Origin of the sequence: Petrotoga miotherma DSM 10691, from assembly GCF_002895605.1 — a bacterium.
GTDB lineage: Bacteria > Thermotogota > Thermotogae > Petrotogales > Petrotogaceae > Petrotoga > Petrotoga miotherma.
Map to the genome: position 1 here is coordinate 1 of NZ_AZRM01000043.1, position 13,057 is coordinate 13,057.

The 13,057-nt window shown below is 34.4% G+C and carries 14 protein-coding genes; 8 read left to right on the plus strand and 6 right to left on the minus strand.

From position 1 onward, the window contains the following. The 6 genes from X928_RS07900 to X928_RS07925 form a co-directional block, all read right to left on the minus strand. On the minus strand, positions 1-1,098 hold a 1,098-nt coding region (locus tag X928_RS07900), incomplete at its 3' end, for a hypothetical protein (protein ID WP_146026655.1). Then, entirely contained in the window at positions 1,095-2,261 is a 1,167-nt protein-coding gene (locus tag X928_RS07905) for a type II secretion system protein GspD (protein ID WP_103079250.1), read from the minus strand. The genes X928_RS07900 and X928_RS07905, both read right to left, overlap by 4 nt. Further along, positions 2,258-3,742, minus strand: a complete 1,485-nt coding sequence (locus X928_RS07910; protein WP_103079251.1) for a hypothetical protein — start codon at positions 3,740-3,742, stop codon at positions 2,258-2,260. Before X928_RS07910 ends, X928_RS07905 begins: the two co-directional genes overlap by 4 nt. Before the next feature lie 190 nt (positions 3,743-3,932). Then, on the minus strand, positions 3,933-4,385 hold the full coding sequence (locus tag X928_RS07915; protein WP_012209625.1) for a hypothetical protein: 453 nt from the start codon (positions 4,383-4,385) through the stop codon (positions 3,933-3,935). A 133-nt stretch (positions 4,386-4,518) separates the two neighbouring features. Further along, positions 4,519-4,971, minus strand: coding sequence for a hypothetical protein (locus X928_RS07920; protein ID WP_012209626.1), 453 nt, complete (start codon positions 4,969-4,971; stop codon positions 4,519-4,521). A 159-nt stretch (positions 4,972-5,130) separates the two neighbouring features. Beyond that, positions 5,131-6,339: a hypothetical protein gene (locus X928_RS07925; protein ID WP_103079252.1), complete on the minus strand. Its 1,209-nt coding sequence runs from the start codon at positions 6,337-6,339 to the stop codon at positions 5,131-5,133. A gap of 196 nt (positions 6,340-6,535) precedes the next feature. Between X928_RS07925 and X928_RS07930 the strand changes: the two genes are divergently transcribed. From X928_RS07930 to X928_RS07965, 8 genes are all read left to right on the plus strand, one after another. Further along, entirely contained in the window at positions 6,536-7,078 is a 543-nt protein-coding gene (locus X928_RS07930; protein ID WP_103079253.1) for a hypothetical protein, read from the plus strand. 132 nt (positions 7,079-7,210) lie between these two features. Continuing rightward, positions 7,211-7,774, plus strand: a complete 564-nt coding sequence (locus tag X928_RS07935; RefSeq protein ID WP_103079254.1) for a YceD family protein — start codon at positions 7,211-7,213, stop codon at positions 7,772-7,774. 27 nt (positions 7,775-7,801) lie between these two features. Continuing rightward, on the plus strand, positions 7,802-7,984 hold the full coding sequence (gene rpmF, locus X928_RS07940; protein ID WP_103079255.1) for a 50S ribosomal protein L32: 183 nt from the start codon (positions 7,802-7,804) through the stop codon (positions 7,982-7,984). A 4-nt stretch (positions 7,985-7,988) separates the two neighbouring features. Beyond that, positions 7,989-8,969 carry a phosphate acyltransferase PlsX gene (gene plsX / locus X928_RS07945; protein ID WP_103079256.1) on the plus strand — a complete coding sequence of 327 codons (981 nt, stop codon included), beginning with the start codon at positions 7,989-7,991 and terminating at the stop codon, positions 8,967-8,969. Positions 8,970-8,984: 15 nt separating this feature from the next. Next, a complete protein-coding gene (gene glmS / locus X928_RS07950) occupies positions 8,985-10,823 on the plus strand; it encodes a glutamine--fructose-6-phosphate transaminase (isomerizing) (protein ID WP_103079257.1) in 1,839 nt (612 codons plus the stop codon). A 146-nt stretch (positions 10,824-10,969) separates the two neighbouring features. Further along, the gene (hflK, locus tag X928_RS07955) at positions 10,970-11,965 is read left to right on the plus strand and encodes an FtsH protease activity modulator HflK (protein WP_103079258.1); all 996 of its coding nucleotides are present in this window, start codon (positions 10,970-10,972) and stop codon (positions 11,963-11,965) included. Continuing rightward, a complete protein-coding gene (hflC, locus tag X928_RS07960; protein ID WP_103079259.1) occupies positions 11,962-12,822 on the plus strand; it encodes a protease modulator HflC in 861 nt (286 codons plus the stop codon). Before hflK ends, hflC begins: the two co-directional genes overlap by 4 nt. Beyond that, a partial coding sequence (locus tag X928_RS07965) for a hypothetical protein (RefSeq protein ID WP_146026656.1) occupies positions 12,822-13,057 on the plus strand: 236 nt, incomplete at its 3' end. The genes hflC and X928_RS07965, both read left to right, overlap by 1 nt.

The following is a 13,057-nucleotide window of genomic DNA, read 5'->3' on the forward strand; positions in this document are numbered from 1 at the left end:
AGAGTTTCTAAAGACAGTATAAAATTCATAGAAGGAGGTTAAAGAAAAAGAAAATGTGTTAGAAACAAAGTTATAACCACCTAAGGTCTCAAATTTAAAATTAGATATCTGATTCGAAATGCCTCCTGTTAAGGAGAAGTCATACTGATTTTCTAAATAACTCAAATCTAAGCCAACAAAAAAGTTGTTGTTCATATTTTCAGACAATTTTTTGAGCTCTCTTCCAAGATAAAATCCAAGGTCTTCAAAATTCAAAGCTTGTGCTATTTTCTCTCCTAAATAAAAACCTTGTTCTTCATTGGTAAGTATATCCTTTAAATCGACGATTTTAAACGTAGGGAAGTTTTCGGTAACTGTGAATGCAAAATCACCTTTGAAATCAAGGCTGTTATTGGAAAATGTGTAAGGTACAAAAATTCCATCGAATTCAAATGAGTCAATATAGGTTTTGTCGTTCAAAAACAGATAAAAGGTATCGTTTTGATAGTTAGCACCAACTTTCATTCCATTAAAAATAACTCCTAAGTAATATCCCCCATTTTTGTAATCAAGTAAGTTACTCATGCCAAAGAAAACTAAATTATTTAATTCCACTTCTGTTTCGGTAATGAACTCATCTTCATAATAAGAAAATTGGTTGTAATAAGTTTTAAAGATAATTTTATTATTTTTTGAAGTTTCTTCTTGATCTGTGAACTCTAATTTTTCAACGTTGTTAACTTGGAGATAGATATCCAAAGTCTTTTCCTCTTGCCCTTCTAAATAATAAATCGAGGTGACATAGTTTTTTTTGTTTTTTGAGAGGTCGATAGTGTTTTCAAAGTGCATATTTACACTGTCTATAATAATTTTTGTTCTAACCTTATCCCCTAAGTCATTGAGAGGAGTGATTCCGAAAGTAGCATCAATATTGCCTTTTGAAACAAAATTGAAAGTGTAACCTTGAATAACAGCCACGCTACCGACCAACGCTTCACTTCTGCTATCATTCTTCAAAACAGAGTAAATTGAGTAATTATACATTTGAGAGCTTTGTGAAAACGCAAAAATTTGAAACATCAAAACGAAGAGTATTAACAGATAGATATACTTTTTCATTTTTGATCAACCCCTTCTAAGGTTGGGGTAGCAGTTAAAAAAATCATCATCCGTTTGCTCTCATCAGTGTTTTGGTTATCACCGAATAAAAATCTAAGAAAAGGAAGATCTTTCAACAACGTTGTTCCCCCATTTTTTGAATAAAGTTGACTCAAATCTAAATCAGCAATTAGCAAAATTTCGTTGGGGTTTAAATTCACTTTAGTCTCCAACTCCGATTCTGAAAGTAAATAGCTATCTTTTGTAACTTCCATTAAGTTTGTTGTTTTTGTCTTAAAAGAAATTTGAAGTATTTGATTCATCATAGTTGGGGTCATTTCTATTTCTATTCCACTTTCAATATTTCTGAATTCGTTTCTGTAGGTAGTAAAAACGATACTCTCTAGATTCTTCAAACTTAATAACGCTGGCTCTCCTGGTAAAACGTTGACAACCTGTTTAGTAACTAAATTTGCGGTTTCGTTCTTTTCGTACATCTCTATTTCAGCCTCAAAAAGATCTTGTATAGAAAATCCAATTGCAGGACTCGTAAAAGAAAAACTGTTAATTATACCTTCTTGGTTTATGTTGAACACGTTGCCCTTTATCAAATCAGAGTACCTTTCATTTGTTTCAACGATATAAACGGTTAATTCAATATATGGTTCACTCTTATCCAACTTGTCAACCAGATCTTTTATATAATCTATTGTATTTTGTGGAGCGTACACGACTATTTGGTTAGTTTCTTCGTTAGTTTTTATGTATTGGAGTAGATTTTCGGGAATCAAATTTAAAAATTTTTCCACCGAAATATAATTCAAAGAAAACACTTGCATTTCAACTAAGTTCAAAAAATTATGACTTTGAGGATCAGCTAATCCCACAAAGTAAATATTTTCATCAATTCTTTTGTAAGAGTAGCCTCCGGGAAGTAGAAGTATATTCAACGCCTTTTCTAAATCCACTTCTACAAAGTCTGCTGTGACCAAGCCACTTACGTATTGATCGGTTAAAATTGTAACCCCTGTTTGAAGAGATATTTCATTCAGAGCTTCTATCAAATCGGTGTTATAGAAAGTTGCAGTCACTTTTGGTGCAGTAACTTCTTGAGAAAAGGCTAATAAACACATAAGTGATAAAATAACAAAAGAAATTGATCTTTTTAATATTTTTTTTATCACATTAACTCCCCCTCGAAGACTTTTAACCTCTGTTCGTTGTCATAAATAGTGAGGATGTATTTATAACCTTCCCCTTCTAAAATGGGTACTTCGCCAATCAACATCGTTTCTTGGCTAGGAACTAACCACTCTTGATTAGATGGAAGAAGATCGTAAACACCTATGCTCACACCATCATTGTCTAAAATACTCAAACTTCCTTTAGGGATTATGTATCTCTCCCCAGTATTTTTGATCAAGGCACTAAAAATTCCGCTACCTTCTATTTTTTCATAGTTTGAGCTCACTAACTCAACATCATAATTTACTTCGCCTATAATCGTTTCAACGTTGACTTTTTTCTGAGATAAAAATTCTCCCGATTCATCGTAGGCATTTAGAACGATTTTGCCGTAGTAAGCACCATTTTCGACTTCTTTTGGTACGTTTATTGAAAGTATAACTCTTGAAGTTCGTTGAGCATTAACTGTAAAAGATGACGGAGACCTCAAAGTGATCCATGATAGCAAGGATCTATCTTTAGGTAAACTCGAATATTCTTCTCCACCAACTTGCACAGTAACGTTTTGATTAGACATATTTTGTAAATTTATAACAAAGGTTTTTACACCGCCAGGATAAAGATCATAACTGAACTCCGTATTGTCTAATATAAGCGCAAGTTCTGTTGGAGGAGTGAAATTAAAACCTTCTTCAGGAACGTTTATATCGTATGTAAACACTCTTTGCCTGTTGGAGTAGTTAACAAAGAGGTTTACCTTGTAATCTCCAGGAGCTAACAGGTAGGTGGGTTTACCTGAAAATACAACTTTGTTCCCTTTTAATACTCTTTGGGTGGTTATATTGTTTTTTTCCAAGTAAGAAGATTTTAAGGGCAATCTTTCTATCATCTTACCATATTTATCTCTCAAAATGGCTTCAGCAGAAATTACTAGGTCATAACTTGAGCCATTAGAGATGGTAGCTTCGATTACTGGTTTGCCTTCTTCATCTGGAACGACCTTCACATCTTCAACTTCCACCCTTGTTATGACAGTTCCTTGTACATGAACTGTGATTCTTATAGCGTATCTAATAATTATTCCTATCGTTCCAGTAGTTTCAACTTCGGGGGTAATCATAAGGATAAAATTGTAAGTTCCAAAAGGAGCGTTTGAGGGGATATTGACACCGACTTCAACTGGTGTCGTTGATCGAGGGGAAACGGTAATGGAGTTTGGAAATTCGATCCAATTTGAATAGAGAAAGTTATCTGGAGTTGCTTCTACATAATCAAAATTTCCATCAAAGTCCTGACTCAGTAGGTAAAGCTCTATATTGACGTTTTGTGTAGTGTTGCCTCCAATGACGTTTATAGTGGCAATGAATTCTTCCCCTGCCCTGACGTCTTTTTCAACGGACAAAGGCGAAACTGTTATCTGAGTGAAAGAAAAAGTTGTAAAAAGTAAAAAAACAATAGATAGAATATAAAATTTCTTCATGATTATTACCTATCCCCTTTTTTGTTTCTATTATAGCACAATTAAAATTTATAAAATCTTTAATAATTATATTCACTAAAATAAAGTGCACGTGTATATTAATAAAATTACCCCTTTTTAAGTGCTCTAATTGGAAAAAGGGGTAATTGAAAAATATGGGATATTATTAATAAATGTTCTTTAAAAAATCTTAAATTGAGGCTATGGTAAAGGTTACATCAGCGATTTTTGTATTTGTAGGAAGTGCACCTAGATTTAAGTTACCTAGAACGTCAAGTGTTGCAGTAACATCGAAGACCACATTTCCTGCTCCTCCAAAACCAGCTGCGTTGGTGTCTATGGAAATTTGTAATAAACTAGCCCATGAAGCATAACCAGTCACTTCAGCTATACTAGAAGAAACACTATAATTAACATTTGCCTCTGCTAAGAGCTTTACAGTATCTGTAGGATTTGCAGGATTTGCTGGATCAAATACTAAATCGAACTGGGAATCAGGACTTGTAGTATCTACTGACAATCTCACAAATGCTGGAACATTCAAAAAAACTGGAACGTTAACAGTATCAGAAACTTGTGCCAAACCTGAAACTGAAATCAACATCACCATCATCAAAACTGCCAAACTTAAAACTTTTTTCATAATTTTCCACCCCTTTTAAAATTTTCGTTTTATTTGAATTATCTTTATTTTACTTTTCTAATTTAATTATACTTACTATAATAAAACAACAATAATTTTTAATAAAAATCCAATCAAAATTTATGTTACAACTTCAGTTGCTAGAAACTGTTATTTGAATATTCCCAATTTGACCTTCCATAAAGGTGTATATAAGTCCTTCCAACAGGCCTACATCCAGCTGAAAAGTTAAAATATAATTGTGGATTCCAGGAGTTCCTCCAGTGCCTGACAGTAGCAAATCATAAGAACCTAGTATCAAATATTGCTGCCACCCAGGTAGCGAGCTAAGTACCGTAAAATTAGCTGTTAAATTATAATTTATGTTAGATTCAACATTAAAAGTTAAACTGTCTTCTACTATGTCGCCCCAATTGGCAACTGTAGCATACAAGTCTAAACGTGAATCGCTAAGGTTGGTAATTTTCAAGTATTCAGGTACGGCTAAATATATAGGGACAGTGGTCTCTTTGCTTATAGCAAATGAGGTTGATGAAATGATAATTATGAAAGAAAAAATTAATGTATATTTTAATTTTTGAATCATTTACCCTCACGCCCTGACTTCATTTTTTATAAAACTAATTCTGTTTTAATTATACTCGGGCTAATAAGATAGCAATTAATTTCAATAAAATTTCAATAAGAATTTTGAAGAAAAACAGTAAGAAGAAAATAAAAAATAAGAAAAAGATTCAGGAAGGTATCAAGAGGACGAAAGAGTAATGTAAACATCACCTATATGGATAATTTCATTGACCGTGAGCACCTCATTTTCAAAAAGCGAAAGTATTTGCTCACGTTTATCATTCCACAATTCAGCAAAATCTGCCTTTATTTCAATATCAAAATCGGTATTACCGTTCTTTGCGGATATTACTTTGTGATTTTGTAAAAAAATATAATCTTCCAAGAAGTTGTAAGTATCAAAAATAACCATTGAAAGATAAATATCGTACTTTGGTAAAGTTGTTTCAATTTGCACGGGAACTGAAGAAGTGATATTATTCTGGGGATTAGCTAGGTCAAAAGTTAGTTGAATTTCTCCTTCTCCTCCGATGATGAAATTTATAACAGGTTCAGGCACCTTAAAGTATATAGGAATAGTAAAATAGCTAAAATACCCACCTTCCATCGGGATAGAAAGGACCACATCTGCCACATGAAGTCCTTCTTCATGAGAACCAGCCTCAACATATTTTTCTTGTAATAAACTTCCATAATTGTTGAATAGGTTACCTAAATCAGAGCCAACTCTTACGTCGAACTCTGCACTTGGCTTATTTAAATAGGTATCAGGAGAACTTAAAAATTGCAAATAGCTACCTTCAGAGAGAAAATCAAATCCATCCAAATAGTCTACGCCAACATAAACATGAAGGGGAAGTAGATTAGACTGTAGGGATATATTAGAAGTTTTTTGATCATACCACTGCCCACTACCTGGATAAGGCGGGGAGAATTCAAAAACTATTTCGTTTGAAACGGTATAGTCCACAAAAAAATTGTCAACTAGGAAATAAACATCAACAAAATCTATCTGGTTCCCATTAGAGTCAAAAAGCAAAACTTCTCCTATTTTTGTGCCTAAACCATAAGAAGATAAAAATCCATTCTTATACATAGCTAGGATTTTTTGGTTAAAATTTTGCCAGAATGTTTGAACATTAAAACCTAACTGTATTGTATAAGGATTTCCACTTTCCAAACTTGAAAGGTTGAAATAATTTTTAAAAAGTTCGTAATTATTGAATAGTTGTAATTCCACGCGGGAAACGTTTGATTGCTCAACATCAATTTGAGTTTGCTGATAGTTGTAATTATCTAAATCTAATTTGAATTCGAAATAATTGTTTGTTGAAAATATGCCTATAGTTATGAATAAAAAAGTTATCACCACAGTTATTTTCTTCATTTTAATCACTTCCTAAAAATTTTCTTTCTAAATTATACCTTATTTTATACAAATAATTTTAATTGTTCGAATAAAAATTCAATAAAAATTATTATAATCAGCTTTTAATGAGCTTTAAAAAAATAATAAAAGACTTGACATTTTTATTTTTATTTAGTATAATTTTACTAGATTTTTATTAGAGGTGGCGAGTGTAATGAAAAAGACAATTTTTTATAACCTTGACTCCATTCGGGACGTTCTCCTTGACCCCGCTCGGGGCGTTCTTTTAACAATGTTGTTGGTTATAAATATAAGCGTTATTTCTTTTTCTCAAACTTCTGATAGTGTTAATATCCCTGTTTATATCAGCGTTCCTAGCTATGTTGCAATTGATTCAGTTGATAAAGAGAGTTTAGAATATGAATTCGATTTGTCATCTCCCCAAAACAAAAGCGAAGAGGTTAAGTTAAAAATCGCAGCAAATACAGCCTTTGAACTTAATGTTGAATTTGAAGTCGAAGAAAGTAGTTTTAACGAACAGAACCAAGCATTGCTTGAACTGTTGAATAGTAGCTTTAATTATGCTGTAGATAGCAACGAATCACCCTATGGAGTTGTTGAAAAAACCGTTCAAGTAGGATTCAATTTTCATCAGGCACTTGATAATAGTCCCGAAATAAGAGAATTACTTTTAAAAAGTGGAGAGTACAACGGTAAGGTTGGAAATTTTGTTTTCACAGTTTCCCCTGCAGTTTAAAGATAAATTTTGTAAGCAGACGCTCGAGAGGTAGGTTAATTCCTGCCTCTTTTTTTATTATTCAAAAATTAACAATTATTTTGTATATGATAAACCTTTTTGAAGTAAAATAAAACCGTTGAGGTGAGAATAATGTTTAATGAAGAATTGAAAAATAAAAACCTTATAATTGAATTAGAATCTTTTGAAAAGATATTAGATAGAGAAATCATCATTAGAAACTGGAAAGAAATTGAACTACCTTCTGAAAAGGCGAAAATACTTGCCCCAATAGATTTAAATGTTTCTTTGGAGAAAGGAGACAGTCAAGTATTAGTAAGTGGTAAAATTGAAACTATGGTCCAGCTTCATTGTTCGAGATGTTTGAAACCCATTGAGTATTGGATAGATGAAAGTTTTGAAGCCGTATATTTGAGTAGGAGCTTTGAGAAATATTTGTCGAAAACTGAGCGGTTAAAAACATTGGATAATCTCATTTACTATGATGGTCAATCAATAGATTTGACAAATCGAGTAATAGAGACTATAATATTATCAGTGCCAGAAGTTCCACTTTGTAAAGAAGATTGCAAAGGGTTATGTCCTATCTGTGGGATTGATTTAAACGAAAATCCGAATCATTCTTGTGAAACAGAGGAGATCGACCCGCGTTTTGTAATGTTAAAAAAATTACTGGATGATGAAAAATCAAATTGATACAAAATACCAAAGGGGGAAACATAGATGGCAACACCAAAACAGAAACCTTCAAGAAGTAGAACACATTCAAGAAAAGCAAAATTTTACTCTGCATACAAGATTAACGTTGTAAAATGTCCAAAATGCGGAGAGCCAAAATTACCGCATCGTGTCTGTTTGAATTGTGGGTATTACGGTGATAAACAAATCTTAGAAATAGGTGAATAAGCCAATGGACAGTGTAAAAATAGGTATAGATCTATACGGCGGTGATAATGCGCCCCACTCTGTTGTTGAGGGCGTACTTTTTGCTTTGAAGAATAAGTTTCTTTCCCCTGAAGAATTGGTTTTAGTGGGAAATGAAATTTCAAAGGAAGATTTAGATAAAATATCAAATTTAAAAATTGTACCAGCCAAAAACTCGGTTAGTAACGAAACAAAACCAACAGAAGTTTTGAAATTGAAGGAATCTTCCATGTACGTAGGTTGCGAAATGTTGAAAAATAAAGAATTGAATGCTTTTGTGAGTGCGGGGAACACCGGTGCGTTGCTTTCAAGTGGTACTTTTGTTGCTGGTAGGCTTCCCGGTATAAAAAGGCCTGCTTTGGTTTTGGCGCTTCCCTCTAAATCAAATAAACCAAAAATTTTAGTAGATGCAGGGGCGAATGCCGAAGTAAAGGCTGAACACTTTTACGATTTTGCAAGAGAAGGAATAGCTTATGCTAAATTTTTGAATCTTGAAAATCCGAGAGTGGGGATTTTAAACATTGGTTCTGAAGACGAAAAAGGAAATTCAATAGTTAGGGAAGCTTCTAATTTGTTAAAAGAAGAAAAGACTTTTAATTATGTTGGGTATGTAGAAGCACGTGAACTGTTTGATGACACGTGTGATATAATAGTTACAGATGGATTCACTGGTAACAACGTGTTAAAAACTATGGAAGGCACAGCTTATTTTATCCTACACGAACTGAAAGAAACGATTAAAAAAGGTGGGTTATTCACAAAATTAGGAGCCTTGTTTCTAAAAGGTTCCTTAAAGTCTTTGGTCAGTAAGATTGATTATAGAAGTTATGGAGGAACATTCTTTTTGGGAGTTAACGGTGTTTTAGTCAAGGCGCATGGGTCTTCAGACGCTGAAGCGATAGCGAATGCATTGTATGTGTCTTACCGTGCGGCTAAATTTGACTTGATCAAAAAGATTGAGATTTAATAGGGGGTTTAAAAATTGTGTGGGATAGTAGGGTTTGTTTCAGATAGAAAAGTAAAAGTTGAAGAACTTATTTCTGGGTTAAAAAAACTTGAATATCGGGGGTACGATTCCGCAGGTTTAGCTTACAATGTAAATCATTCTATAAAATACTTAAAAAAGCCAGGAAGAATTAGCGAAATTGAAAAATTACTATTAAATGAAGGGTTATTAGAAGAAAGCTTTTATTCTGGAATAGCCCATACAAGATGGGCAACGCACGGCATTGTTTCGGAGCAAAATTCTCATCCGCATTTGGATTGTAAAGAAGAGTTAGCTGTTGTACATAACGGTATCATAGAGAACTTTCAAGAATTGAGAACAGGTCTTGAAATTAAAGGTCATATCTTTAAATCAGAAACCGATTCCGAAGTTATCGCTCATTTGATAGAAGATAAATACAACGGAGATCTTTTTGAGTCAGTTTTAAGAGCTTTGAAGGAACTGGAAGGTGCTTATGCTATTGCGGTTGTTCATAAAGACAAACCCGATCAAATCATAGCTGCAAGAAAAGGTAGCCCTTTAGTGATTTCAAGTAATGAAAATATAACCATGTTAGCTTCAGATGTCACTCCTTTATTGAAATATTCAAAAGAGATGAACTTTTTGAATGACGGTGAGATAGCCATTTTAACTCCTAAAGGTTATTCAATATTTAACTTAGATGGGGTTCCCCTTGAGAAAAAACCAATAAGTATAACCTGGGATGAATCATTGGCAGAAAAATCAGGATATCCACATTTCATGTTGAAAGAAATCTTTGAGCAACCGATAGCATTAGAATCTGTTTTGGTTGGTCGATTAAAAGATGGAAAACCACAGATAAAAGAAGTACAATCTTTAGAAAGTTTTGTTAAGAACCAAATGAAAAAGGTGTATGTAGTTGCATGTGGTACGAGTTATCATGCCGGTTTGGCTGCAAAATACTTCATGAATAGATATTCAGATATTGATTTTGACATAGAGGTTGCATCAGAGTTCAGATACATGAATCCAGCAATAGATAGTAATACTTTGGTGTTGGCTATATCTCAATCTGGGGAGACTATAGATACGCTAGAGGGGGTCAGATTAGCAAAGAAAAAGGGTGCATATGTATTAGCTATAAGTAATGTAGTCGGTTCCACTATCTCTAGAGAATCTGACGCAGTTCTTTATCTCAACACTGGTCCGGAGATAGGGGTTGCCGCAACAAAAACTTATACTGCACAGATAGTTTTGCTTTACACCTTAGTTGCCCAACTTATCTATTGGAAAGGTTACAAAAACAAAGAGCTGGATGACATAATGAGAACCATTGAGAAGATGCCAGAATTGTTTAGGATTATCTTAGATAAAACAAACGGTCACATGATGGAGTTAGTAAAGAAGTATAAAAACTTCAAAGATATGATGTATATAGGTAGGGTTTTTGGTTTTCCCGCAGCTTTGGAAGGCGCTTTAAAATTAAAAGAGATCAGTTATATCAATGCCATCGCCTATCAAGCGGGTGAATTAAAACATGGTCCAATAGCCCTATTGGATGGTAATTTTCCAGTTTTTGCAATAGTCCCAACAGGGAAGTTGAGAGAGAAGATGATCTCCAACATTATGGAAGTAAAAGCGCGTGGGGCAAGAGTTATAGCTTTAACCCCAAAAGATGATCTACAAGCAAAAAAAATATGTGATGATTACATCGATGTACCTTCTATTTCCGAACCTTTAATACCGTTAGTAGTTGCACCCATTACACAACTGTTTGCTTACTACATAGCGGTACAAAAAGGATTGGACCCAGATAAACCAAGGAATTTGGCAAAAAGTGTCACGGTTGAATAATTTTAGTAGAGGTGGTAAATACACCTTTATCCTTAGATGGGGCGGGCTACGGGGCAAAGCCTTTTACTCTTCCTTAGAAGGGCGGGCTGCGGGGCGAAGGGGCGCTAATACCAGGTATTTCAAACTTTTAAGAGAGGTGAGTAATTTTGGCTGAATATGAAATCTTCAATCCCAACGAAGAATTTAACGATGAAGGTAACAATCATGAAGGTCATAGATGGCGCAATATAATCATTATTGCTGTTATCATAGCGATTGGCATCTACCTTTTAACAGGTGTTTATCAGGTAGGACCTTCTGAAGTAGCATTAGTTAAAACGTTCGGTGAATACAAATCTACCGCAGGACCAGGCATACACGTTCATCTACCCTACCCTTTTCAATCACATGTTATAGTGGATGTAAGAACAATAAATAAGGTTGAACTAGGTTTTAGAACCACCAGCACGGGAAGAACCCCCACATACAGATCAGTAACGGATGAAGCAGAGATGATTACAGGGGATCAAAATATAATTAGTATTGAAGCGGTTGTTCAGTATAGGGTAAACGATCCTGTGGCGTATGCCTTTAATGTAATTCAGGGGTACGACCTAGTTAAATCCACCTCTGAAAGTGTACTTAGAGAACGTGTTGCTCTGTCAGAGTTAGAAAACGTCTTGACTACAGAGAGAGATCAAATAGCCATGGAAACCGCTGAAAGAGTTCAGTCCATACTAGACAGTTACAACTCTGGCATTCTAATACAAAACGTTTATCTACAAGCAGTAACCCCACCAGAACCAGTGGTTCCTGCTTTCGATGATGTGAACAACGCACGTCAAGACCAACAAACATCTATAAACGAAGCACAAAGGTACGCCAATGACATTATTCCAAAAGCTGAAGGAGAAGCTCAAAGAATCTTAAACGACGCCCAGGCTTATGCATATGAACAAGTTGCAAAGGCAACAGGAGAAGCGGAAAGGTTCAAAGCATTATTGGAAGAATACCAAAACTCCCAAGATATTACAAGAAAAAGATTAATATTAGACTCTGTACAACAAATGATTAAAAATGCAAAGATACAAGTAGTATCTGAAGAAGGAAACACCTTGAACTTTTTGGATTTAAGTGAAATTATCGGTGGTGATGCACAATGAAAAATATGACGCTATGGGCAGTGGTTATAATCGTAGTTTTTTTTGTAATTCTCTTTGGTTTTACGTCTTTCTACATCGTTGATCAAACTCAACAGGCAATAGTACTTAGATTTGGAAATATTTTAAACATAAGAACGGAACCAGGAATTTATGTAAAAACTCCTTTTATAGACAACGTAGTTAAACTCGAGAAAAGGATCATGATCTATGACATACCCGTAGAAAGAGTAATAACTTCCGACAGAAGAACTATTTTAGCCGATACATATGCAATTTGGAGGATAGAAGATCCTCAAAAGTTTATTGAAACACTGAGGACCGTAGAAGTTGCGAAGACAAGAATCGACGACATCGTTTATTCACATGCAAGAGATGTTATTGGAAATTACACATTCCCTGAGGTTCTTTCAATCGAAAGGCTTGCAATCTTGGAAGAGATAAAAAATCGTAGTGAGGCATCACTTGAAGATTTTGGAATAAATGTAGTGGACGTAAGGCTCAAAAGAACCGATCTACCTCAAGAGAACACTGAGGCCGTATACGAAAGAATGAAAAGTGAAAGGTATGCCATGGCTGCTCAATTAAGGGCCGAAGGAGAAAGAGAAGCCCAAAGAATGCAAGCTGAAGCAGACAGACAAGCAAGTAGAATCAGGTCAGATGCCCAAAGAGAAGCTGATATTATAAGAGGAACAGGTGAGGCAAGCGCAATAAACATTTACTCAGAAGCTTATTCCTTGGATCAAGATTTCTACGAACTCCAAAAGATAACAGATATTTACAAAGATTCTTTCAACAACAGCGTATTAGTAATACCCAACGATTCACCTTTACTTGAACTTTTCTATGAGGTGGAATAGTGTTTAAGCTAGTTTCTAAGATAGTATTATTCTCGATGTTAATAATATTACTCTCTGGCTGTCAATATGATATTAATTCTAATGTTAATTTTGAAATCGAAATTCCAACCAAAATTTCGCCAAATATCTCGTTAACCATAAAAACAAACTTTTACTATGAAAACGTGGAAATAATTATCGATGGGGAGGAGACTTCCTCCTCTTCCTTCCATATGGGTGGGGAGCGGGGCGAAGG